Raw genomic sequence first — 22,225 nt, 5'->3', positions numbered from 1 at the left:
GCCTTGCGCCGCGCCCGTTCGCCGGGATGATTGCCGCTCTTTGAACGGGGTGGCTGGTGTCGGACGAGATCGAGGATTCAGCGAGCGGTGCAGCGACTACTCATACGAGCGGTCGTATGAGTAGTCGGATAGAGATCGTTAGCCGGGTGTCGGGTCGGCGGCGGTGGACGGTGGAGCAGAAGCTGGCCGTCCTGCGGGATGCATTTGGCCCCGAGGGTTGCGTGCGCTCGGCCTGTGAACGTCATGATGTCGGCAGCGGATCGATCTACACATGGCGGCGACAGGCAATGTCTGGCGAGCTTGCCGGGGTGCGCAAGCCGATCGAGCCTGCCTTTGCGGAGGTGCAGATCTGCGACCAGCTAGCCTTGCCTGCGCCGGCGGTCGCGGCGCGCAGCGTCGGCGTGATCGGCATCGAGCTGCCGTCGGGCATCAGGGTGAGTGTGGACGCCACGGTAGATGCCGATGCCCTGTCGCGGGTAATCGGCGTTCTGACGCAATGATCCCGCTGCCGCCCTCAACGCGGATATTCCTGGCCTGCGGGGCGACGGACATGCGCAAGGGCTTTGACGGCCTGGCCGTGATGGCGCAGCAGGTTCTGGAGCAGAGCCCGCATTCCGGTGCGCTGTTCGCCTTTCGAGGGAAGCGCGGTGATCTGGTGAAGCTGCTCTGGTATGACGGTCAGGGCATGTGCCTTTTCTCCAAACGGATGGACCGTGGCCGGTTCGTGTGGCCATCGACCAAGACCGGGTCGGTGGTGATGACCGCGGCCCAGCTTTCCATGTTATTGGAAGGCATTGACTGGCGACGGCCGGAGCGCACTTTTACCCCTTCGCTCGCGGGATAAAGCGCCCATTTTCCGGCACTTTTTCTGGCATTGCAGCCCCTGATCCGCTATAGGATCGCAGTGTCGGACGCAGGCCTTTCCACCGCTGACAAAGACGCTCGGATCGCCGAGCTCGAAGCTGCTTTGGCGGCCGCCCACGCCGATATTTCTGCCCGCGACATCTTGATCGACACGCTGCGCGTGCAGATCGCGCGCCTCAAGCGGATGCAGTTCGGCAAGTCGTCCGAGAAGCTCGATACCCAGATCGCACAGCTTGAGCTGGCCCTTGAAGAACTCGAAGGCGAGGCGATCGTCGCCGCCGCGCGTCGGGCCGATCCGGCAGAGGTTGATCGGCCGTCGCCTGTTCGTGCGCTACCCGCTCATCTGCCGCGGGAGGAACAGCGGATCGAGCCCGAACAGGGCAGTTGCACCTGTCCAGATTGCGGCGGAGCGCTGCGGCCTCTGGGGCAGGATAGCGACGAGATGCTCGATGCCGTGCCAGTGCAATGGCGTGTCGTTCGGACCATCCGGCCCAAGTATAGCTGCCGGTCCTGCGAGAAGATCGTGCAGGCGCCCGCGCCGGTAAAAGCCATTGCCCGGGGCAAGGCGACCTTCGGCACGCTGGCTCACGTCGTCGTCTCCAAGTTCGATCATCATCTGCCGCTGTACCGGCAGGCCGAGATCATGGCGGCACAGGGCATCGAGATCGACCGCTCGACGCTCGCAGGCTGGGTGGGACAGGCATCCGTGCTGCTCGACCCGATCATCAGTCGTATCCGAGAGGTCGGCCTCACCGCCTCGAAGATTCATACCGACGATACGCCGGTTCCCATGCTTGATCCGGGGCGGGGCAAGACGGCGACCGGTAGGCTTTGGGCGTATGCCATCGACGATCGGGGTTCTGGCGCCACGACCCCGCCGCTGGTCTGGTATGAGTTCACCACCGATCGCACCGGTGCGCATCCCCAGCGGCAGCTGGCCAACTTCACGGGCTATCTCCAGGCCGACGGCTATGCCGGTTATGACAAGCTCTACAACACCAACCGCGTCACCGAGGTTGCTTGCTGGGCGCATTTCCGGCGGAAGATATTCGACATCCACGCCTCCAAGCCGACGCCGCTCACCACCGACCTGCTGGAACGTATCGGCCAACTCTATGAGATTGAGGCAGAGGTTCGAGGCCAGCAACCCGAGATCCGCCGACGAAGCCGGCACGACCGCACTAAGCCGTTGATCGATGATCTGCGGCAAGCAATTGATGATGCCCTGCGCCGCCTCTCGCCCAAGTCCGAGATGGCGAAAGCGATAGCCTATGGTCGCAAGCGCTGGGTGGCGCTCACGCGCTTCCTCGATGATGGGCGTCTGGAGATCGATAACAACATCGCGGAGCGTGCCATGCGGTGCGTGGCCCTGGGCCGTAAAAACTGGCTGTTCGCCGGCTCAAAGGCGGGCGGCGATCGGGCGGCGGCCATCTACTCCGTCATCGAAACCGCAAAGCTCAATGGCCTCGAACCGCAGACTTATATCGCAGATGTCATCGCCAAGATCGCTGGCGACTGGCCTGCTGCCCGCTGGGATGAACTCCTGCCCTGGAACTGGCGGCCAGATCAGCAACCGATCGCCGAAGCCGCCTGATCTGCGGCCTCCAGCCCACGCTTACCAGCGTCTGGAAACCGGCGCCTTCGCTCCCAAGCCGCAAGGCGGCGACATGCGATCCCGCCGAGTGGAGGAGCGAGCCGCCGATATCCTGGCCTTGTGGGAGGCGCGCAAGGACATCTCGCTCGAAGAACTGCGCATTGCCTTGGCCGAAGCGGGCCTGACGGTGTCGGTTGCCGGGCTGCACCGCTTCTTCGCCCGACGAGGCATGACGCGCAAAAAAAGACTGGGCATGCCATCGAGCAAGACCGCCCCGACGTCCTGAGGCAGCGCCACGACTGGTTCGAGAACCAGGTCGATCTGGAGCCGGAACGCTTGGTGTTTATCGACGAGACGTGGACCGCCACCAACATGGCCCGCAGTCACGGCCGTTGTGCCAGAGGCGAGCGGTTGCGGATGGGATACCCGCATGGCCATCGCAAGACCACCACGCTGGTCGCGGGCCTCCGCATGAGCGGCATGGTCGCACCGATGGTGCTGGACGGTCCGATCAACGGTGACTGGTTCGAAGCCTATGTCGCGCAGGTTCTCGTACCGGAGCTGCGGCCTGGCGACGTCGTCATCATGGACAATCTGTCGAGCCATAAGCGCCCCGCTGTCCGCGACCGGATCGAGGCGGCAGGGGCAGCGCTGCGCTTCCTGCCGCCCTACAGCCCCGACTTCAACCCGATCGAGAAGGCCTTCTCTCGCCTCAAGGCCATGCTCCGAAAAGCAGGTGAGCGCACCGTCAGCGGCCTGTGGGGCCTCATCGGCAGGCTCGTGGACATCTTCCAGCCCGCCGAATGTGCCAACTACTTCAGCTCGTGCGGCTATGATCCAGACTGATCGAAAACCGCTCTAATGGCGTCGGCGATGCCCGCGACGGGCGGTGGCGGCATACCGGCGGACGATTCCGCATCTTGCTTAGGTTCCTCCATCAGTTTGACGCAGCATCTGCGTCACACGTTCGTGAACCGAACGCCTTGATGCGTCCGCGCTTGTCGCCTTCCGCAAGCCAACCTTGAAGGTAGTGGATGCAGGTTGCCCGGCTTCGGCCGAAGGGAAACAGCTCACCCTTTCCAATAGCAACTGATATTGCGCCTCCGTCGCGCGGACTTGGCCACATAGGTGAACGTAGGGTACTTGATGCTTCTCAAACGTCCGTCGCATCCATTTCGCCGGCTCTGAACTCGTCATGCTGAGGCGTGAGAGGATGTCGCTCGGGGTTAAAAGATCATTCTCCGAGCTTACAGCGGGATGATGCGCTGGATGGTCTGAGGCGATCTTGATATCACGGCCGATGTGCGGAGGTGAGTGCTTTTGCCGGGACGTGCGATCAAGAGGCTGCGACCTTCCGCTACGTTGAGTTACCATCTTGTCTTTCATGCCTTGTCCCGCAGCCGGGCGTCGCGGGCTCGGACGAAGTTCCGGTCGCTCTCCAGAAATGCAACCAGCATTGCGGGGATGAGTTCGACGACCGGTTCCTCCGTGCCATAGGCTTGGGCGTAGATCGTCGCATAGTCGCGCAGAGCATTGAGCAGGTCCGGCGTGATGGTGATCGCCAGCTTCACCGGAGTCCTGTCGGGCAACTTGGCGAGTTTCAGCTCTGTCACGCCTATCCTCCTGTGGACCCGCGCCAGGGCGCGAGGATGAGATCGCGGCTGACCAGCAGGCGCACCGGCGTTCCGGGCCGCACCGTGATCGTCGGCTGGATGTCGAGGTTGCGTGATGTGATCTGATCGCCGGCGCGCGACACGCTCTGCTGGGTCGACTCACGGATCGCCTCGACAAGGTCGCTCTCGCCATCGATCGTCAGTTCCGAGCCAACGCCAAGAAGGGTTGCGATCGCCACGCCCTTGAGCAGCGACCAGCTGTGAAAGTCGACCTTGTCGGCAAGTCCCGCATATCCAGCAGCGTCCGTCGCCGGAAAATTATCGAGGCGGAGCGAACTTCCATCCGGCAGCATGAGCCGCTGCCAGATAACAAGCGCGCGTCGCTGGCCGAAGGCGACGACGCTGTCATATTTTCCCACAAGGCGCGCACCCTGCGGGATAAGCAGGATTTGGCCGCTCACGCTGTCGAATACATTCTGCGTTATTTGAGCTGTTACAAGTCCGGGTAGATCGGAGTTGAGCCCAGTGATCAGGCTTGCGGGAATGACGCTCCCCGCTGCGAGAAGATAGGGTGATGCTGGCGGTGCCAAGCTGGATGTGTTCAGGTCGCTGCCAGTGGCGGGCCGTTCCGCGAACGCCGGCTTTCGATCCTGCGGGGCTGGCGACGTCCCGGCATCCGGCGCAACGGCGGCAGTCGAGATCGCCGGAGCCTCGGCCGCGCGGTCCACCGTTTTTGTCTGGACGAGAATGCCGGACTCCCGAGCTGCTTTCAGTTCTGCGAGCTTCGCCAGCCTTTCGGCTTCCGCAGCGTCTGCGCTCGATCCATGTCTGCCCGATGTGCCCTCGGCTTCCAGTTGCTGTTGCTGGGCGCGCAGGATGGGTCGCCCGAGATCCCCCGGCAGCGGCGGCCCAAGCCTTGGAACATCGCCATATTCTGCTGGCACGCCGGACAGCGCATCGCCGGGGTTAGCCGACGGCTTGGAAAGCTCGCTCTCGTGGGCCACTTGCAGGAAGACCTGGGGCTTAAGCGCCAGCCACGCGATGCCCATCAGGCTGGCGGACCCCAAGGCCGCTATGCCTATGATGGCGCCGCGGCGGAAGCGGATCGCTTTCATCGGTCGCGCCCGCAGGACCAGAGTTTCAGGATCGACCTTGGGCTGGGGCGGATCCGGCTGGACAGACGTGTCGGCGGTTGTCATGCCCCCCTCCGATGCTTCTGGCCACCTAGTCTGGTGATCCGCACGATCTCCTGCTTCTTTAGGCCGAGCCGCAGTTCCGCTATGCCGAACAGCCGATCGACGATGTAATAACGCTCGCGCAGCCGGTAGTTGACGAGTTCAGCCTTGCCGTTCGAACCGAGGACGAAGAGCGGCGGCGCATCGCCCTGAGCCAGCGCGGGCGGGAACTCGATATAGGTCTGGCGGCCATCATCGAAGGCGCGCAATGGCCGCCAGGGCGGCCGGTCGCCCGAGATTGCATAGTCGAAGTTCAACGCAGCTATGTCGAGGCCGGATGCCAAGGGGGCAGCAGCGCGCGCGGCTTCCGCCTGCCGCTTCAGGGCGATGAGGTCGTCCTGCGGATAGGTCCAGCTTATGCCTGCCATCGCCGTCGCCGCGGTGCTCGCAAGGCGCAGGTGATAAGTCCGCCGATTAGTCGTGATGACGAGGTTGGTCGTCAGCCCGGCGGAGAAGGGCTTCACAAGGATGTGCGTGCGCTTGGCCTCCTTGTCGCCGCTGCCCTCTCCTCCGGAGGTAGTATCGCCGATCACCCAGCGCGTCGTGTCGCCAGAGGCGACCGCGACCAGGGTCTCGCCAGGCTGCAACGCGATGTCTGTGACCAATCCTGGTGCCGTATAGGCCTGGAAGATAGCGCCGTCGACGAAGGGAAAGACCTGGATCGCATTGATAAAGCCATAGGCTGCCGGTTCAGCCGTTGCTTTGCGATTGGCCGAGGCGACGCTGCGTAGGGGTGACGAGGCCGTCTGCGCATCGGCCTGGAAGGTTGCAAGGATAATAGCGGACAGGAGGATAGAGCAGGTCTTCATGGCTGGAACTCTTGGCTGTTCTGGATGGCGGCTCCCGCCAGCGCTGGTACGGATGGGGAACCGGGGGATCGGCTGGGCTGGGCTACTTCGGCCGCCGGCGAAGGAGCGGTGTCGCCGTCGAGTTCGCGGCTCCAGTCGATCGCATCGATGTAGATGCCGAGCGGGTTCCTTCGCAGCACGTCGGCATTGGCGGGCGCCTTGGTCGCGATCGTCAGGATCGCGGTCCAGCGGCTCGTCCCAGATCGCGCGCCACTCTCGAAAGCAGTCTCGGTCCATTTGACCTGGAACGACTTGTCGGAGGCACGCACGACGCTGGTGACCTGGACCGACACGGTTCGCTCACCGACCCGGGCGAAGGGGGAGGCCGCGCGCGCATATTCGCCGAGAAACTGGGCGCCGCGCTTTGTCGCAAAATCATAGGCCGCGAGCCAGTCCCGCCGCATCAGCACGGGATCGAGCGACACCGAGCGGATGTTGGTGATGAAACGGGCAAGGTGCCATGCGACCTGTGGATCGGTCGGCCGATAATCGACATCGGCCGCCTGTACCGCGCGAGCCTCGCCGAGCCGGTCGACCTCGACGACATAGGGGACGATCCGGCTCTGCAGCGACTGCCAGGCAAGCGCCGCCAAGGTGCCCGCAGTCAGGAAGAGGCATCCAAACGCCATCAGCCGCCAGCCCCGCGCCTGGACGCGAGCCGATCCGATCCGCTCGTCCCAAAGCTGGCCCGCGCGCTGGTAGGGCGTCTCGGGTGGCGGGGTGCGCCCATAGCGCTGCATGCTTCGCTTGAAGAACATGGCTTAGTCGTTCCTTTCCTTGATGTCGGGCATGGCGGAGCCGCCGCCGCGGTCGCCCTGGCTGATGGCGTGGACGGCAAGCTGGCGGCGATGGCGACTGGTCTGCTCGCTGCGCATCGCGACCGCCCAGGCTGGCGCGCCAGTCTCCCCGCCGCCGCTCGCTGGCGACGGAGAGTTCTTGTCAATGAGCGCATTCCAAGCCGCCTGCCGCCCGCTCGACGCGGCTTCGCCAAGGCCGAGCGCGCTGCTGGCGCGGGCGCGCGCCGCATTGCCCGCTGCCTGTGCCACGCCGGAGAGGCCAGCGCCGATCGTAGACTTGCCCGCTTGTTCCTGGCCCAGCTGGTAGGCGGTGGAGGCGACCGAGCCCATTGCCGTGCCGGAGCGCACGGCGCCAAGCCCTCCGCCGCCGGCGAGGCGCGCTCCGCCAGCGATTGCGCCGCCAGCCATCATCGCCATACCTCCCGCACCCATGGCCGTGCCAATGGCGGCGCCGGCGCCTAGCTGCGGCGCGCCCGATACGAGCCCTGAGGCAACCGACGGCCCAAAGATGCCGAGCCCCAGCAACGAGAGGCTGGCGAGCACCAGGCTCATGGCCTGGCCGACATCGGGTTCCTGGCCCTGGAGCGCGTTGGTGAACTCGGTGAAGAAGCTGGAGCCGATACCGACGATGACGGCGAGCATCATCACCTTGATGCCGGAGCTCACCACATTGCCCAGCACCCGCTCGGCGAGGAAGCTGGTCCGGTTCCAGAGCGCGAACGGTACGAGGATGAAACCCGCAAGGCTCGTCAGCTTGAACTCGAGGATGCAGACGAACATCTGCACGGCGAGGATGAAGAAGGCGATTATCACCAGCGCCCAGGCGAACAGCAGCACCATGATGGTGAGGAAATTATCGAAGAAGGTCGTGAACCCGACCATCTCGCTCGCTTGGTCCAGAAGCGGCCAGGCTGCCGCGAAGCCAGTGCCCGCGAGCCGCCCGGGCTTCAGCAGGTCGTCGGCCGAGAGCATGCCGCCCCCGGCGGTCAGTCCGGCCTGCGCGAACGAACGGAAGATGATGTCGGCAAGGCTCGAAAAGCTGTTCAGGATGAACGCGAATGCGCCGACATAGAGGATTTTCTTGAGGAAGCGGCCGATGACATTGTCCTCGCCGCCCATCGCCCAGAACAGCCCGGCAAGCGTGATGTCGATGCCGATCAGCGTTGCCGTCAGGAACCCGACATCGGGTCCCAGCAGGCCGAACCCGCTGTCGATATAGGTGATGAACGCAGCCAGGAAGCGGTCGATGACATTGAGGTCGTTCAAGGGGCTGCCTTCCTGTTGGCTGTGGAGGTGTCGCGGGGCACGGCTTGGGAGGAGAGCCGCGCCCCGCGACGGCGACCGGCGGCGAGAGGGCGAGCCGCCGATCGCTGGTCACCGGACCGGGCCAATGGCCCGAGGGGTTTAGTCGGGCGTGTAGGCCGATCCGGAACCGAGGAACGTCTTGGTGGCAGCGCGTGCCTCGGTCGCCTGCGTCGCGCGTCGCGCCTGCTCGACTGCTTCGCTGCGGAACTGGGCGGCCATCATGTGCTGGAGCTGGAACTGCTGCTTGGCGGTAAGCGCGAGCAGCTGGTTGGTTGCCTGTTGCGCTGCAAGCGAACCTTTCGCGCCCTGGCTGCGCGCGACGATTTGGCCAAGCGCCTCGCTGTCGGCCTGGATATTCTCGACGACCTGCGCCTGCACCGCCATCGTCTGCCGGAACGCGCCCATGCTGGCATTGAGGCGCGCCCGCGCATCGCGGACCCGGGCGTCGCTGCGCAGTGCCGACGAGAAGTCCTGGGGGAAGAGCGACTGGAACTTGTCGTCAAGCTGGTCGACCCGGAAGTCAATCGCCTGCGCCCGGCCCATGAGCCTGTCGATCTCGGCGAGCTTCTGGCGAAGGGCGCCCAGTTGCGGGAAGTCGATGCGGCTCAGATTCTTGCCCATGTTCACCAGCATCTGCGCTTCATTCTGGAGTTGCTGGATCTGCTGGTTGACCTGCTGCAGGGTCCGGGCGGCAGTCAGGATGTTCTGCGCATAATTGCTGGGATCGAAGACGGTGATCGCTTTCGCGGGCGTCGCCGGCATTATCATCGAGATGCCAAGTGCGCCGCCTGCACCCAATCCGAGAACGGCTGCAACCAAATGCTTCGTCGTGAGGATGGGCATCAATTGTCTCCTTGGGGTTCGTGGGCGGGAAAGGTGGCGGCGAGTTCGGCGGCCCAGTCGAGGCCAGCGTCGCGCAGGAAGGCTTGCGCGAACCGCTCGGACCCTTGTTCGGTGATAATGGCGTCGATCCGGGCCTGCGCTGCTGGGTCGGACGAGCCGCACAACGCGAGGGCGAGGGGCCCCAGGCCAAGCTCGAACAGCCGGTTGCCGCGCGCGGACTGGAGGTAATAGTGCCGCTTGGGCGTTGCCCGTGCGATCAATTCGATCTGCCGGTCGTTGAGGCCAAAGCGCGCGTAGACCTCATGTCCCTGCGGCTCGATCACGCGATCGTTGGGGAGCAGGATGCGCTGCGGGCAGCTCTCGATAATCGCTGGTGCAATGGCCGAGCCGGCAATGTCGGCGAGGCTCTGCGTTGCAAATAGCACTGCGACATTTTTTTTGCGCAGCACTTTGAGCCATTCACGGATGCGCGCGGAAAAGAGCGGATGGTCGAGGAAGATCCAGGCCTCGTCGAGGATGAGAAGCGTCGGCCGTCCATCGAACCGCTCCTCAAGCCTGTGGAAGAGATAGGTCAGCACGGGCGCGACCGCCGAGCCCATGCCCATCAGTGCCTCCGTCTCGAAACATTGCAGGTCGCCGAGCGCCAGATGCTGTTCGGCGGCATCGAGCAACCGGCCGTGCGGTCCTTCAAGCGTGTAGGGCTGGAGAGCGGTGCGCAGCGCGTTCGACTGGAGCAGCAGGGCGAGCCCGGTCATGGTCCGCTCCTCGCGCGGTGCCGAGGCGAGGCTGCCGAGCGCCGTCCAGACTGCCTCCTTCACCTCGGGCGTGACCGGTACATTCTCTCCGCTAAGCAGCGCGGCGATCCATTCCGCTGCCCAGCTCCGCTCGGCATGATCGTCGATGCCGGCCAGCGGCTGGAAAGCCAGTTCGCCGCCGCCCGTCCCGGCGCTGCCGAGCGCGTGATGCGCGCCGCCCATCGCCAGCACCGCCGCGCGGGCGCTATTGCCTTTGTCGAAGATATAGACCTGGGCTTGGGCATAGCGGCGGAACTGGAGCGCGATGAGGCTCAGCAGGACCGATTTGCCCGCGCCCGTCGGGCCGACCACCATCATGTGGCCGACATCGCCGACATGGGTGGAAAGCCGGAACGGGGTCGAGCCGGCGGTCTTCACGATCAACAACGGTGGCCCGTCAAGATGGTCGTTGCGCACCGGCCCCGCCCATACCGACGACAGGGGCATGAGGTGCGCGAGATTGAGCGTATGGACCAGCGGCTGCCGGACATTGGCGTAAGTGTGGCCCGGCAGCGATGAAAGCCAGGCTTCGAGCGCATTCACGCTCTCCCGAATGCAGGTGAAGCCCAGGCCATTTACGATCCGCTCGACCGCGCGCACCTTGTCTTCGAGCTTTGCCCGGTCTTTATCGGCCACGGTGATCGTCGTGGTGAGATAGCCGAAGGCGACATGATCGCCGCCCAGCGCCTGGAGCGCCTGGTCGGCATCGACCACCTTGTTGTCTGCGTCGCTGTCGAGCAGCTGGGTCGGCTGGTTGTACAGCACCTCGCGCAGCAGCGCGGTCACGGACTTGCGTTTGTTGAACCACTGGCGGCGCAGCTTCGTCAGCGTCCTCGTCGCCAGGGTCTTGTCGAGCGGGATGAAGCGCGTGACCCAGCGATAGGCGAAATCCTGGTGGTTGAGGGCATCAAGAATGCCGGGATGGCTGAGGTTCGGAAATCCGAGGATGGTGAGCGTGCGCAGGTGCAGTTCGCCGAGGCGCGGCTCGAGCCCGCCCACCAGCGGCGTATCGGCGAGCAGGCCGTCCAAATACATGGGTGTCTCGGATACGGCCACCCTATGGCGGCGGTCGGAGATGGTGCCATGGAGGAAGGTCAGCGTCTCTTCATCGTCGAGCGCGCGCACCTCTGCCATGAAGCCGCCGAGCAGGTCGAGGAGGCGGGTCGTCTCGGCGATGAAGTTTTCCAGTGTCGCGCGCCAGTCCCTGCCATCGTTGCCGTCGGGGCGATCGATCAGGGCAGTGACGGCACGATCCGTGGCATCGGCCGGGGGCAGCCAGGTCAGGGTGAGATGATAGTGGCTCTCGAAATGTGCGCCCTCGGCCTCGAACGCCGCGCGCCTTTCCTGGTCCACCAGCCAGCTTGCCGCGTCGGGAAAGCGGCTGTCGGGATAGGCCTGCGCCTCGCGCCGCTCGGCCTCGAAGAACAGCGCCCAGCCACTGCCAAAACGCTTCAGCGCATTATTCGCCCGCGCGCAGGCTGCGACCAGTTCGGCCTCGTTCGCGGACTCAAGGTCGGGGCCGCGGAAGGCGAGCACACGGCAAAAGCTGCCGTCCTTGCCCAGCACCACTCCCGGTGCGACCAGCGCCGCCCAGGGGAGATGGTCGGCAAGACGATCAGCGCGGTTGCGATATTCCTTGAGACTCAGCATGCAAGATATCCCTTCTGGCGGATGTGGCGCAGCAGGACGGGCGCGAAATCGGGATCGCGACGCGCGGCCATGACGGCGACGCTGTGCCCGACCGCCCACAGCAGGAGCCCCGCCAGCCATTGCTGGAGTCCAAGGCCGATGGCCGCTGCCAGCGTGCCGTTGACGATCGCAAGCCCTCGTGGCGCGCCGCCCAGAAGCAGCGGCGAGCCAAGCGACCCGTGGATCGGCACTTCGAAGCCCTCGATATGTTCGGGCGCCGAATGACGTTGGCCCGTCACGAGATCAGCGCTCCGCCGCCAAAGCTGAAGAAGGAAAGGAAGAAGCTCGATGCCGCGAACGCGATCGACAGGCCGAAGACGATCTGGATGAGGCGGCGGAACCCCCCGGCGGTCTCTCCGAACGCAAGGGTGAGGCCGGTCACGATGATGATGATCACCGCGACGATCTTGGCGACCGGCCCCTGCACCGATTCCAGTACCTGCTGTAGCGGCTCCTCCCATGGCATGCCCGAGCCTGCGGCCTGGGCCCGGGTGGCGATGGCAAGGGTGACGCCGATCGCGGCGGCGGCGAGCAAGGCCGGGCGGCGCGAAGCTGGAAAGATGGTCGTCATGGGTCATGGCTCCTTGGGGCTAGGGAAGGGGGCGAGCGCGTAGGCGCCGGTGTCGGGATCCAGCCCGGCGACCCGGGCGATGGTCGCAATGCGGCGATCGATGCCGCGGCCTGCGATGAACACGATGATGTCGATGGCCTCGGCGATCAGCTGGCGTGGGACGGTCACCACCGCCTCCTGGCAAAGCTGTTCGATACGGTAGAGGGCGGCGAGCGCACTGTTGGCGTGGACGGTCGCGATCCCGCCCGGATGGCCGGTGTTCCAGGCCTTGAGCATGTCGAGCGCCTCGGGGCCGCGCACCTCGCCCACGACGATGCGATCGGGGCGCAGGCGCATTGTCGATCGGACCAGCTCGGTCATCGAGACATGGGGCAGGCGGGTGCGCAGCGCGACCGTGTCGGGGAGCGGGCATTGCAGCTCGCGCGTGTCCTCGATCAGGATCACGCGGCTGTCGAGCCCCGAACGCTCTGGGGCCATTTCGCCGAGCAGCGCATTGGCGAGCGTGGTCTTGCCCGAGCTGGTGCCGCCCGCGACCAGGATATTGAAGCGCTGGGTGACCGCGGCCCGCAGGCTGTCGGCCTCCATCTCGCTCATCAGGCCGTCGGCGACATAGTCATCGAGACTATGGAGGCGGGTGGCGGGCTTTCGGATCGAGAAGCAGGGCGCCTGGGCAACCGGCGGGAGTACTCCCTCGAAACGTTCACCCGCGCGACCTTCGACGTGCGGCGGAAGTTCCGCAGAGATGATGGGATGCTCGGCATGGACCTCGGCGCGGGCGTGGCTCGCCACCAGCCGGATGATGCGCTCGACCTGGGATGGCTCGAGGCGGACCTCGTTGTCGACCCGGCCCTCGCCGAGCCGGTCCAGGCGCAACGCCCCGTCAGGGTTGACCATGATCTCGATCACCTGTGGGTCGCGCATGGCCGCGCCGATCTCATCGCCGAGCGCCGTGATCAGCATGCGCCGACGGCGTTCCGCGGAAGATGCCGGGGCGCTCATAGGCTCTCCTCGGGAGCAGCGTCGAGCGTTCGACGGCCCGTCGAGACCTGACGCCCCACCTGGGTCACGAACGCCTCGAACCGCTTGGCGCCTAGGGCGCGGCCGGCATGGTCATTCTCGGCAAGTGGCGTCTGGATCGCGAGTTCGAAGCGGATGAAGAGGGCGAGCGTCTCGAGGATGACATTGGAGTCGCGCTCGACACGCCCGATAGCCCGGGTCAGCCGGTCTAGACGAATGGAAAAGCGATCCTCCAGTTCCGAGGCTCCACGCTTGTTCAGCCAGCCGGTGACAGCGTCCTCGAGGATCGCCGACTTCGTGGCGCCCGGCTTGGCGGCGAGGGCCTCCAGCCGATCCGAAACCGGCTTGGGCAGGAAAAGCTGGTGGCGTATCTTGTCCTTGGCTGGGCCCATGATCAGAACTCCAGCTGGAGGTCGGGACGGCCGGAGGCCGCATCGAGGCCGTAGACCGTGCGTGCGGCACCAGGCGCCTGGACCCGGTTCATCACGCGCTGCTCGGCGGCCTGATCGCCATCCTCCTCGCCAAGGCCAAGGGGATCGGCAACATCGGGCTCGGTTAGGATGACAGGCTCGATCTCATGCGCGGGGTGGCGGGCCTGTTCGAGGCCGCCGCTGTCCGCGCCTTCCTTACTGCCCGCCTCGTCGGCGAGGCGCATGTCGGTAGCGCGGACCTGGCCGGCCCAGTCGTCGGGGCGGCGCGCCGGAAGGTCGCGATAGCTGCCGCCATCGAGCTTAGGTGCCGGCAGGACACGGGCGGAGAACCTGCGGTCCTCATAATAGCGCAGTTTTTTGGCGCGGATGGGGGGATGCCCCGAAATGAGTACGAGCTCGTCGGTGGGCGCGAGCTGCATCACCTCGCCGGGCGTCAGCAGTGCCCGGGCGGTTTCCTGGCGGCTGACCATGACATGGGCGAGCCAGGGCGCGAGGCGGTGCCCGGCATAGTTGCGCATGGCACGCTGCTCGGTCGCGGTGCCGAGCGCATCCGAGATTCGCCTGGCGGTGCGTTCGTCATTGGTCGCGAAGGCAATACGGACATGGCAGTTGTCGAGGATGGCATTATGCTCGCCATAGGCCTTTTCGATCTGGTTGAGGCTCTGTGCGATGAGAAAGGCGCGCACGCCATAGCCGGCGAGAAAGGCGAGGCTGGTCTCGAAAAAGTCCAGCCGTCCGAGCGCCGGAAACTCGTCGAGCATCATCAGCAGCTTGTGGCGACCTCGGGTGGCACGACTCTGGCCGGCCGCCCCGTGTAGTTCCTCGGTCAGGCGACGGCCGATCTGGTTGAGGAGCAGCCGGACCAGCGGCTTGGTGCGGCTGATGTCGGACGGCGGCACGACGAGGTAGAGCGAGACCGGATGCGGGGCTTCGACCAGGTCGGCGATCCGCCAGTCCGACGCAGCCGTGACTGCGGCGACGGTGGGATCGCGATAGAGGCCAAGAAATGACATGGCGGTCGAGAGCACGCCCGAGCGTTCATTCTCGCTCTTGTTGAGCAATTCGCGGGCGGCCGATGCAACGACGGGGTGCACCTTCGGCTCATCAGGCGTGCCGAGGTGGTTGGTCGCCATCATCCGGCGCAGGGTGGCGACGAAGCTGCGCTGCGGATCGGAGAGAAAGGTCGCAACCCGGGCGAGGGTCTTCTCCTCCTCGGCATAGAGGACGTGGAGGATCGCGCCTACCAGCAGCGAGTGGCTGGTTTTTTCCCAATGGTTGCGGCGCTCGAGCGCGCCTTCGGGATCGACGAGGATGTCGGCGATGTTCTGGACGTCGCGGACCTCGTTCACCCCGCGTCGCACCTCAAGCAGGGGATTATAGCGGGCCGACCGGGCGTCGGTCGGATTGAACAGCAGGCAGTGCGAGAAGCGGGAGCGCCAGCCGGCAGTCAGCTGCCAGTTCTCCCCCTTGATATCGTGGACGATGGCCGAGCCGGTCCAGCTGAGCAGTGTGGGCACGACGAGGCCCACGCCCTTGCCCGACCGTGTCGGTGCGAATGCCATGACATGCTCCGGGCCGTCGTGGCGGAGATCATCGCCGTCGATGCGGCCAAGCGTAACCCCATGTCTGCTGAGCAGTTCTGCCTTGGTCACGTCCCTGCGGGTCGCCCAGCGTGCCGAGCCATAAGTGGTGACGTTGCTTGACTGGCGCGCGCGCCAGACCGAGCCAAATATGGCTGTGCCGCAGGCGAGCAATCCACTGCCCGCAGCAATGGCGCCCGCCTCGTCAAAAATGGCTGGCGCATAGGCATCAAACGAAAACCACCAGGGGAAGATCGACCATGGCTGGTAGATCGGCACGTCCATCAGGGTGAGCCAGGGAGCTCCGAGTTCCGGTTGATACTGCAGGCTTGCTGCGGCCCATTGGGTCGCTGCCCAGATGCCAGCCAAGATGATCGCAAGCACGGCGATCATTTGTCCGATTAGCAGCTTGGTCGGGGTCATGTTGGCCTCCACCGGCAAACGACTCATTCGTCTGCCGGGTGAGCCAAACATGAGCGGTGGAAGGACTGAACGTCAGATACGCGCTGGTGCCGTCAGGCACACTTTTGGGTCACAATTCTGTGCATGAATCTGCGCACCTGGAAGTGTTTCACCATATATGATGCGAAATATCTCGTGGGCGGACGTTTCGCCCATAATTAGCCAGCCTCACTCGTAGGGCATTACTTCTGGTCACACCCCACTTGAGAGACGCGAAATGGCCTCCTTTAACCTGTGGCCGATGAGGGTTCAAAATAGATTTTCGGCGGTGATCAGCGCTTTATCAAAAAGCAAGGATCGACTTTCAAGGCTTTTGCCAGCCTTCCCAGGATCGTGACGCTCGCTGATACCCGCGCACGTTCGATTGACCCTATGTATCGCGAGCTCAAGCCAGTCAGTTCTGCAACGTCTTCCTGCGTCAGCCCACGTTCGTGGCGCAGTACACGCAATTTGGTCGCGAGAACTTCCTTCAAATCCATGTCGATTGGGTCAGGGGGCAGGAACGAAAGTTCTAGGAACGATCGTTCCTATTCGTTACAAGGGACGGGTTTATCGAGGAATTTCGAACGGAGGCCTCGCGTTTTGCCCGGTGCAGCAACGCTCTTTCCATCTGAGTTGAAGGTCCCGTATGCGGCAGAGGTCTGCGAGTATGACCGCAATCACCTCGCCATGTACGCTGCGTTGCTCGATGCAGCGGATCGAAAGATGAGTTGGGATGAGGCAGCCGCCGCGATCATGGGCCTCGATGTGTCAGATGTCGGGGCGGAAGCCTGCTGGCGTTCGCATCTTGAGCGTGCCCGTTGGATTGTCGGGGAGGGGCTGGCTCAGGCAATCGAGGCCTTTAGTCGTCCCTGCCTGGATCCTTGAACGATTGAATCATCGGTGCCTCTCGGCTTTGCCGCGACCGCGCTCTACGGCCCTGGCTTGAAGGCCGACTTTAGCCGGAGCCCTTGCACGCATGGGACCCGGCGATCAACCGTCATGGCCGCCACTTAACCTGGTTGGGGACGTCGGCGGTGGGGCGGCCTTCATCGTTATAGGTGGTTGGCGGCAATGTTGCAGCGAGAGCGTTCGGATAACGGAGGAGTCATCGATGCTGCGATCGTCGATGGCGTATCGACGATCATGTCCTTCTACGCCGGATTGCTTCCCAAGGGAGTGTTGACCTCGCTGGCATGGCCGCCTGCATGAGTGCATTTTTTGGTGCCGTGGAGACCGAAAAAGGCTGCTTGGAGCGTTATCTGATCATTTATTGATTTTTGAGCATATATTGCACATATGGGGAGGAAGGAGGTGGCCATGGCCGCAATTGCTCATTCACCCCGTCGTGGCCTTGCGCTGGGTGCGAAGGCGCCCAGCCGCAAGGATCTTACCGGTCCTGCGCTACGCACGTTTTTCCGTATTGCCGAAGCGTGGGGGCTCAATGAAGCCGAGCAGATGAAGCTTCTTGGGCTCGACAACCGTTCGACTCTCCAAGCCTGGAAGCGCGGTGCGGTCGCGGCCATTCCCAAGGACGCGCTGGAGCGGATTTCCTATGTCATGGGCATATATAAGGGGCTGAAGATCCTTCTGCCGCGCACCGCCGATGCGTGGATTCGCAAGCGTAATGAGGCGCCGTTATTCGCTGGTCGTCCGGCGATCGAGCGCATGACCTCGGGCAATGTCGCCGATCTCTATGTCGTGCGCCAATATGTGGATGCGCAACGCGGCTGATGGGGGATATTTCCACCAGCCGGGTTCGGTGGAAGCCCTGTTACCGGATCGTTGCCAGCCGATTTCCGCCCATCTCGCTGTTCGAGGACGTCGCGGACCCGGCAGACCTTGAGGCGGTTTATCTCATCGAGGCAATGACCAACGACCGCTTGCGCGAGGAGGTTGGCGATCTCACCCTCGTGCCGCCCGAAGACCGGATTTCGGGGCCGGGCACATCGGCGATCATGGCGGCCTTTACCCATCTCAATCCGGATGGAAGCCGTTTTTCCGATGGCAGCTTTGGAGCCTTCTACGCTGCCCGGACGGTCGAGACCGCAGTCGCCGAGACAAGGTATCACCGCGCGCGATTCATGACGTTCACGAAGGAACCCGCCCAGGAACTCGACATGCGCGTTTATGCGGTAGACTTGGATGCGTCGCTGCATGATATCCGCGCTCTTCGCGAGACGCGGCCCGAATTCTATGCATTGGACAGCTATGGCGCCAGCCAAGGGCTTGCGCTGGAGCTTCGCCACATCGGATCAAATGGCATTCTTTATGAAAGCGTGCGCTATGCCGGCGGCGAATGTGCGGCCGTGTTCCGTCCCCGTCTCCTGACCAAATGCCGACAGGAACGGCACCTGTGCTATGTCTGGAACGGTCGGGAAATCGCCACCGTCTACGAGAAGAAGGCGTTTTCCTGAATTCGTGTTTCGCTCCGTGTGCGCCGAGGATGGGGCAGTGGGGGCGTGTCAAAAGTGCCAGCTTTTTTTTTTGGAAAAATGATGGCCCCACGCTGGCAGCGGAACGCGCCGTTGCCCGACGTGAAAGCACCGCGGGGTCCTTCGTGATAGATCAACGGTTCAGACTTCCGTAGTCCACGGGTTGATGGCCGCCAACGCCCGCAGATCCTCCTGTGAAAGGGGTGTGGGCGGGGAGAGGGGGAATTCGCCGGCGGCCGTGAGGGACAAGAGCTCCGAGATGCGGCGGCTGATGATATGCCTCGAATAGGCCCCGGGGAATGAGTCGGCGGTATCTCTTGCCGTCGGTGGAAAATAGCGAGCGCGGAAATCGGGCTTGAATACGCTATCCCATATGTTGAGCGATTGCCCCCCTCTTTCCGATTTGCCGCTGAAGATCGCGTAGCTTGGCAGCGCCTTGGGGTGATCGACGAGGGCACGGTGGACGAACTCGTCTACCTTTTCGAGCACGATACTCTCTGCCCCAGCGTCGCGAATCTGCCTGGCCGAGGCGAACAGGGCATGGGCGCCCTCAAGTGAGCCGCCGACCCTGCCGCTGCCCTCACCCTGAGGGGTGTAGCCGAGATGGGCCATGACCCGGAATCCTTCCCGGGCAAGCCGTTTAATAGTCGTAACAACGCTGGTGGAGTGAACTTCAAGCTTGATGACATCGGCCCCAGCATTGACCATTTTATCGGCGCTATGCAGGGCGATCTCGCCGTTCGCGGCCGATCCGTCCGGCATGTCTCCAACGATATAGGGCCTGTTATCTGGAAAGAGTTGCATCGCGCGATGTGCGACTTCCTTCACCAGTCCAGTCATGATCTCAAGGAACAGCGCCTGCTCCCCGCAGGCCAGCCTGGTGCTGTTGCGCCCGAGATGAGTCATAAGGTAGGAATCCGACACCATCAGACAATCGAGCCGTATGCCCAGTTCGAGAAGCGGATTGTCCTCCCATGCCTGCGCCACCGCCTCTACCTCATAGTCGCGATAAAGGTTAAGCTTGATCGGCCGACGGACGATCAGTCCATCGTCGAGGGCCAGTTCGATAGGTGTCGACATCAACATCGGAAAATTGTCCTTGTTGTAGATCACGGCAACATTGCCGGTTCGCGTCACAGGGCGTTGCGAACTCCGCTTTCAATCGGGACCTTTTATTCGAGCGCGGCGGATCGAGTGGAGGGGATTGAACCGCCTCGCAGCATCATCACGACCGTAGCGGTAAGCGCCCCGCACAGCGCTGAAGCAAGAAACAGGGCCGTCATTCCCAAACCTGCGGCGATCAGTCCGCCGCCTATGCTGGCGACGATCGTCGCGAGCTTGGCGCCGCTGTCGAACCAGCCGAACGCGCGGCCCGCGCTGGCGTCTTCGATCGTGTCGGCGATTAGCGCGTTGAGCGCGACATAGCCGAGTGTCATGCCTATCCCCAGCGCGAGGCGAGCGAGGGCGAAGACGGCAAGCGACGTGGTGAACGCCTGTGTCAGAAGGGTGACGCCGACGATGAGGGCCCCGGCGGCAAACCAGGGTGCCGGATCGCGCGCGCGCAAATGGCGTCCCAGTGGAATGCAGGCCAGCAGGTAGACAATATGAGGAAGGCCGAACAGCGAGCCTGCGCCCCCGGCACCAAGGCCGAAGGTCGCCATGCTGTATGGTATCAGAAAGGGGAAGGTGGAGATCATGGCGAGGGTGAAGCCGGTTTGCCCCGCCATGATCGCACCGCGCGAAAGGAAATGCCTGCTTGGCGAAGAGGGCGCGCGCGCGGCGTCTGTGTCAGACTCGGGGCGTCGGCGCGCTGGCAGGGGAGCCAGCAGCATCACTGCGATCATCGGCAACAGGGCCACGATGAGATAGAGTTTTTGCGGCGCAAGATGCTGATCAACCATGAAGCCGACAGCCGCTGGCGCGAAGATCAGCGCAAGGCGGGCCGACGCCTGGGTCAGGTTCAGCGCCTGTGACAGATCCTTCCGTGGCAGCGCCTCCGACAGATAGGCGTTGCTGGCCGAGAACGTGCCCCCAAGCAGGCCTTGAAGGCAGAGGGCCAGGACGAATAGGGACAGTGATCCGGCGAGTCCCGCGAGAATGAAGCTAAAGGCCAGTCCTATCTGAGCGCGAAGCAGCAGCGGCTTACGTCCCCATCGGTCGGCCAGCCGACCCCATAGCGGCGCGGAGATGGCAAGGCATGCGGTCGGAACGATATAGAGCCAACCGATCAGGCGTTCGTCCGCACCCGGCGCAATGCCGACAAGAATCAGCGCCAGAAATGGAGGCATGCCCATGGGACCGAAGGCGCCCGCGAAATGGCAGGCAAGGACGGTCGCCTTGATGCGGCCGGGCGTCATCGCCCATCTCCGGGCAGGAGGAAGTTGGGAGCCGTGCGGCCATAGGCCTTGTTCACGTCAGCGGCGCCTGTCGCGCTGCGGCTTTCCAGGGTGGCGGCGCGCAGCAGATATTTGATCGGAAAATGGCTTGCCTCAAGCAGCGCGGCGCGCAGGGCGCGAGTGGCGATGTCTTCGCCCTCGAGCAGATCCAGATGACGTTCAACGGCTGCGCGCAGCGTCCGCCGGTAGGCCATGGTCTTGCCGAGATGGCGTCCCATGCCTTCGATCACGACTCCGAGGTTGAGCTGGATCGTGATGGTGATCAGCATTTGCGCGGTGCCGGCTGCATCGGTGGCGGTGATCCGTGCGTCCTGCAACTGGCTCAGCCAGGCATCCGACCCTGTATAAGCCGAACGGAGCAGAACAGCGTCGATCCGCGGCGAGTCATTGTCCTTGAGCAGCAGGCGAAGTCCCGACTGCCCGAAGAGGAGGATTGAATTTTGCTGGTTGGCCTCCAGTTCGATGCCATAGCGAGCGGCAAGCCGGAGATGGACGCCAAGCAGCAGATCGCAGAAGTCTTCGATGAAGCGATCTGCATCGCCGCCATAATGTCTGTCCACCAGATGCAGAACATAGGGACGGCCATCCCGCATCGGTGCCATCAGCGCTGCGACCGGAACCGGCTCGCTGTCGTCGAGACCGTCCGGGTAGCGGCGGAGGATATAAGCGAGGAAGCGGTTGTCGCTATGATGCGCGCCGCCGCTTTCGTCAGTCAGCAGGAGCTTGTCCCCAAGCGCGGTATCGCTGGCGAGGATTTCCTCCAGGAGTGCATGGACGACATGGCCGTCGTTGATCGTCACCGGCTTGATCGCGCGCAGGTTGAGGCGGCCCAAGGTGCGGATCGCAAGCGGAAGCTTGATATGCAGGCCAGGCTCACCGACCAGCGCCAAGGCGCGGACGGAGAGCGTAGGTACGACCTCCAGCCACTCATAGGGGGCTTTGTGAGCGTGATCGGCTAGACCTGCTTCCACCAATATGGTGTCCAACTTTTCGCCTTGCATGAAGGGATGAACCGGAAGCAGCACATGGCTGTACTCCAAGGCTGCATCGAGGCCGACATCCTTGAAAGATGGCCAGATCGCGGGCGTCTCGCCTTGGACGGACAGGCCGTCCTTCGGCAACGCCAGCCAGTTCAGCCGGAAAGACCGCTGATATTCCGGACCATAAGCGATGAGATCGGCAGCGGCGAAGCCATGTTTGGCCCTTGCTGTCGGATAAAAGGGATGGTCGAGAAAGGAGGCGATGCGATCGTTCGCCAGCATCGCGCGGTGCCATGCGGGGTGGTTTTCCAGCCGTGCTTCCGCCGAAGATTTTTCGCCACGCGCGGCATCGCAAAGCGTGCCCTGAACGATCGCGGCCTGACATTCGTCAAGAAAGGCGACGATGTTGGCGCTATCCTCGCCTTCATGCCCTATGCCGAAGATCTCGAGGAATTCGGTGACGCTGTCGATCAACCGCATGCCTTGCTTGGCAATATGGACGAAAGGGGGCTGGCAAACGCGCCACTCCTGCATGAAGCCATCGGGCTCGACGGGTATAAGCAGCCGACTGGTGTCGGATACCTCGTAGGTGAGGTAGCGTTCGGCACCGTCCGCCATGCCATTGAAGGGCTCGTAGCCAGCCGGGGTGACCCGACCAGCGGCGATCCCGCGATAATTCTCACGCAGGAAGCAATCCGCCACACGCCTCAGGATGTAACGACTATGATCGCGGACCGACGGCGCGGGTTTGACAGCGGTGGCGATGTTCATGTGTTTTCTCCTGATGACGAC

Annotated in this window: 22 protein-coding genes and 1 pseudogene; 7 read left to right on the top strand and 16 right to left on the bottom strand. The window is 63.7% G+C overall.

The features are described 5' to 3' along the window. The first annotated feature begins 116 nt into the window (after window positions 1–116). From tnpA to ACZ5U1_RS07995, 4 genes and pseudogenes are all read left to right on the top strand, one after another. Complete coding sequence (tnpA, locus tag ACZ5U1_RS08010; RefSeq protein WP_464777950.1) at window positions 117–500, top strand: IS66-like element accessory protein TnpA; 384 nt, start codon at window positions 117–119, stop codon at window positions 498–500. Further along, a complete protein-coding gene (tnpB, locus tag ACZ5U1_RS08005; RefSeq protein WP_065847213.1) occupies window positions 497–844 on the top strand; it encodes an IS66 family insertion sequence element accessory protein TnpB in 348 nt (115 codons plus the stop codon). Before tnpA ends, tnpB begins: the two co-directional genes overlap by 4 nt. Window positions 845–904: 60 nt before the next feature. Further along, window positions 905–2,458: an IS66 family transposase gene (gene tnpC, locus ACZ5U1_RS08000; RefSeq protein ID WP_464777949.1), complete on the top strand. Its 1,554-nt coding sequence runs from the start codon at window positions 905–907 to the stop codon at window positions 2,456–2,458. Window positions 2,459–2,495: 37 nt separating this feature from the next. Next, window positions 2,496–3,304 (top strand): annotated as a pseudogene (locus ACZ5U1_RS07995) (IS630 family transposase); the annotation flags it as partial. A gap of 536 nt (window positions 3,305–3,840) precedes the next feature. Here the strand turns inward: ACZ5U1_RS07995 and ACZ5U1_RS07990 are convergent. The 13 genes from ACZ5U1_RS07990 to ACZ5U1_RS07930 form a co-directional block, all read right to left on the bottom strand. Beyond that, a complete protein-coding gene (locus tag ACZ5U1_RS07990; protein WP_464777948.1) occupies window positions 3,841–4,071 on the bottom strand; it encodes a DUF2274 domain-containing protein in 231 nt (76 codons plus the stop codon). A 2-nt stretch (window positions 4,072–4,073) separates the two neighbouring features. Next, complete coding sequence (locus ACZ5U1_RS07985) at window positions 4,074–5,270, bottom strand: TraB/TrbI/VirB10 family type IV secretion system protein (RefSeq protein WP_464777947.1); 1,197 nt, start codon at window positions 5,268–5,270, stop codon at window positions 4,074–4,076. Beyond that, window positions 5,267–6,115 (bottom strand): P-type conjugative transfer protein TrbG, encoded by an 849-nt coding sequence (gene trbG, locus ACZ5U1_RS07980; RefSeq protein ID WP_464777946.1) that lies wholly within the window; start codon window positions 6,113–6,115, stop codon window positions 5,267–5,269. The genes ACZ5U1_RS07985 and trbG overlap by 4 nt, the downstream gene beginning before the upstream one ends. Continuing rightward, complete coding sequence (gene trbF, locus ACZ5U1_RS07975) at window positions 6,112–6,912, bottom strand: conjugal transfer protein TrbF (protein ID WP_464777945.1); 801 nt, start codon at window positions 6,910–6,912, stop codon at window positions 6,112–6,114. Before trbF ends, trbG begins: the two co-directional genes overlap by 4 nt. Window positions 6,913–6,915: 3 nt before the next feature. Further along, window positions 6,916–8,217, bottom strand: coding sequence for a P-type conjugative transfer protein TrbL (gene trbL, locus ACZ5U1_RS07970; RefSeq protein WP_464777944.1), 1,302 nt, complete (start codon window positions 8,215–8,217; stop codon window positions 6,916–6,918). Window positions 8,218–8,355: 138 nt separating this feature from the next. Continuing rightward, the gene (gene trbJ, locus ACZ5U1_RS07965; RefSeq protein WP_464777943.1) at window positions 8,356–9,099 is read right to left on the bottom strand and encodes a P-type conjugative transfer protein TrbJ; all 744 of its coding nucleotides are present in this window, start codon (window positions 9,097–9,099) and stop codon (window positions 8,356–8,358) included. Then, entirely contained in the window at window positions 9,099–11,543 is a 2,445-nt protein-coding gene (gene trbE / locus ACZ5U1_RS07960) for a conjugal transfer protein TrbE (protein ID WP_464777942.1), read from the bottom strand. Before trbE ends, trbJ begins: the two co-directional genes overlap by 1 nt. Then, on the bottom strand, window positions 11,537–11,821 hold the full coding sequence (locus ACZ5U1_RS07955) for a VirB3 family type IV secretion system protein (protein WP_464777941.1): 285 nt from the start codon (window positions 11,819–11,821) through the stop codon (window positions 11,537–11,539). The genes trbE and ACZ5U1_RS07955 overlap by 7 nt, the downstream gene beginning before the upstream one ends. Beyond that, entirely contained in the window at window positions 11,818–12,153 is a 336-nt protein-coding gene (locus ACZ5U1_RS07950; protein ID WP_464777940.1) for a TrbC/VirB2 family type IV secretion system protein, read from the bottom strand. Before ACZ5U1_RS07950 ends, ACZ5U1_RS07955 begins: the two co-directional genes overlap by 4 nt. 3 nt (window positions 12,154–12,156) lie before the next feature. Beyond that, entirely contained in the window at window positions 12,157–13,152 is a 996-nt protein-coding gene (gene trbB, locus ACZ5U1_RS07945) for a P-type conjugative transfer ATPase TrbB (RefSeq protein WP_464777939.1), read from the bottom strand. Beyond that, window positions 13,149–13,562: a CopG family transcriptional regulator gene (locus ACZ5U1_RS07940; protein ID WP_464777938.1), complete on the bottom strand. Its 414-nt coding sequence runs from the start codon at window positions 13,560–13,562 to the stop codon at window positions 13,149–13,151. Before ACZ5U1_RS07940 ends, trbB begins: the two co-directional genes overlap by 4 nt. 2 nt (window positions 13,563–13,564) lie before the next feature. Then, window positions 13,565–15,604 carry a conjugal transfer protein TraG gene (locus tag ACZ5U1_RS07935; protein WP_464777937.1) on the bottom strand — a complete coding sequence of 680 codons (2,040 nt, stop codon included), beginning with the start codon at window positions 15,602–15,604 and terminating at the stop codon, window positions 13,565–13,567. Window positions 15,605–15,915: 311 nt separating this feature from the next. Continuing rightward, on the bottom strand, window positions 15,916–16,122 hold the full coding sequence (locus tag ACZ5U1_RS07930) for a helix-turn-helix domain-containing protein (RefSeq protein ID WP_464777936.1): 207 nt from the start codon (window positions 16,120–16,122) through the stop codon (window positions 15,916–15,918). 103 nt (window positions 16,123–16,225) lie between these two features. On the opposite strand from ACZ5U1_RS07930, the gene ACZ5U1_RS07925 reads away from it, so the two are divergent. The 3 genes from ACZ5U1_RS07925 to ACZ5U1_RS07915 all read left to right on the top strand — a co-directional run bounded on the left by ACZ5U1_RS07925 (window position 16,226) and on the right by ACZ5U1_RS07915 (window position 18,039). Next, window positions 16,226–16,510 carry a hypothetical protein gene (locus tag ACZ5U1_RS07925; protein WP_464777935.1) on the top strand — a complete coding sequence of 95 codons (285 nt, stop codon included), beginning with the start codon at window positions 16,226–16,228 and terminating at the stop codon, window positions 16,508–16,510. A gap of 432 nt (window positions 16,511–16,942) precedes the next feature. Beyond that, window positions 16,943–17,356 (top strand): antitoxin Xre-like helix-turn-helix domain-containing protein, encoded by a 414-nt coding sequence (locus ACZ5U1_RS07920; protein WP_460989448.1) that lies wholly within the window; start codon window positions 16,943–16,945, stop codon window positions 17,354–17,356. Then, a complete protein-coding gene (locus ACZ5U1_RS07915) occupies window positions 17,356–18,039 on the top strand; it encodes an RES family NAD+ phosphorylase (RefSeq protein ID WP_464777934.1) in 684 nt (227 codons plus the stop codon). Before ACZ5U1_RS07920 ends, ACZ5U1_RS07915 begins: the two co-directional genes overlap by 1 nt. A gap of 159 nt (window positions 18,040–18,198) precedes the next feature. On the opposite strand, the gene ACZ5U1_RS07910 is transcribed toward ACZ5U1_RS07915, so the two are convergent. From ACZ5U1_RS07910 to ACZ5U1_RS07900, 3 genes are read right to left on the bottom strand one after another with little or no spacing between them, the layout of a single operon-like run. After that, window positions 18,199–19,170 (bottom strand): 3-methyl-2-oxobutanoate hydroxymethyltransferase, encoded by a 972-nt coding sequence (locus tag ACZ5U1_RS07910; RefSeq protein ID WP_464777933.1) that lies wholly within the window; start codon window positions 19,168–19,170, stop codon window positions 18,199–18,201. A gap of 59 nt (window positions 19,171–19,229) precedes the next feature. Next, window positions 19,230–20,414, bottom strand: coding sequence for an MFS transporter (locus ACZ5U1_RS07905; RefSeq protein ID WP_464777932.1), 1,185 nt, complete (start codon window positions 20,412–20,414; stop codon window positions 19,230–19,232). Next, entirely contained in the window at window positions 20,411–22,204 is a 1,794-nt protein-coding gene (locus ACZ5U1_RS07900; protein ID WP_464777931.1) for an IucA/IucC family protein, read from the bottom strand. Before ACZ5U1_RS07900 ends, ACZ5U1_RS07905 begins: the two co-directional genes overlap by 4 nt. Between the last annotated feature and the right edge of the window lie 21 nt (window positions 22,205–22,225).

The sequence above is a fragment of the Sphingobium sp. TomTYG72 genome, assembly GCF_055394715.1.
The sequence above is the reverse complement of the archived record's forward strand: the minus strand, read 5'-3'. Positions and strand labels throughout refer to the sequence as shown.

Coding starts and splice junctions, on each gene's coding strand:
- tnpA (WP_464777950.1), top strand. CDS start 117: ATGAGTAGTCGGATAGAGATCGTTAGCCGGGTGTCGGGTCGGCGGCGG.
- tnpB (WP_065847213.1), top strand. CDS start 497: ATGATCCCGCTGCCGCCCTCAACGCGGATATTCCTGGCCTGCGGGGCG.
- ACZ5U1_RS07985 (WP_464777947.1), bottom strand. CDS start 5,270: ATGACAACCGCCGACACGTCTGTCCAGCCGGATCCGCCCCAGCCCAAG.
- trbG (WP_464777946.1), bottom strand. CDS start 6,115: ATGAAGACCTGCTCTATCCTCCTGTCCGCTATTATCCTTGCAACCTTC.
- trbF (WP_464777945.1), bottom strand. CDS start 6,912: ATGTTCTTCAAGCGAAGCATGCAGCGCTATGGGCGCACCCCGCCACCC.
- trbJ (WP_464777943.1), bottom strand. CDS start 9,099: ATGCCCATCCTCACGACGAAGCATTTGGTTGCAGCCGTTCTCGGATTG.
- trbE (WP_464777942.1), bottom strand. CDS start 11,543: ATGCTGAGTCTCAAGGAATATCGCAACCGCGCTGATCGTCTTGCCGAC.
- ACZ5U1_RS07950 (WP_464777940.1), bottom strand. CDS start 12,153: ATGACGACCATCTTTCCAGCTTCGCGCCGCCCGGCCTTGCTCGCCGCC.
- trbB (WP_464777939.1), bottom strand. CDS start 13,152: ATGAGCGCCCCGGCATCTTCCGCGGAACGCCGTCGGCGCATGCTGATC.
- ACZ5U1_RS07940 (WP_464777938.1), bottom strand. CDS start 13,562: ATGGGCCCAGCCAAGGACAAGATACGCCACCAGCTTTTCCTGCCCAAG.
- ACZ5U1_RS07935 (WP_464777937.1), bottom strand. CDS start 15,604: ATGACCCCGACCAAGCTGCTAATCGGACAAATGATCGCCGTGCTTGCG.
- ACZ5U1_RS07930 (WP_464777936.1), bottom strand. CDS start 16,122: ATGGATTTGAAGGAAGTTCTCGCGACCAAATTGCGTGTACTGCGCCAC.
- ACZ5U1_RS07920 (WP_460989448.1), top strand. CDS start 16,943: ATGGCCGCAATTGCTCATTCACCCCGTCGTGGCCTTGCGCTGGGTGCG.
- ACZ5U1_RS07915 (WP_464777934.1), top strand. CDS start 17,356: ATGGGGGATATTTCCACCAGCCGGGTTCGGTGGAAGCCCTGTTACCGG.
- ACZ5U1_RS07905 (WP_464777932.1), bottom strand. CDS start 20,414: ATGACGCCCGGCCGCATCAAGGCGACCGTCCTTGCCTGCCATTTCGCG.
- ACZ5U1_RS07900 (WP_464777931.1), bottom strand. CDS start 22,204: ATGAACATCGCCACCGCTGTCAAACCCGCGCCGTCGGTCCGCGATCAT.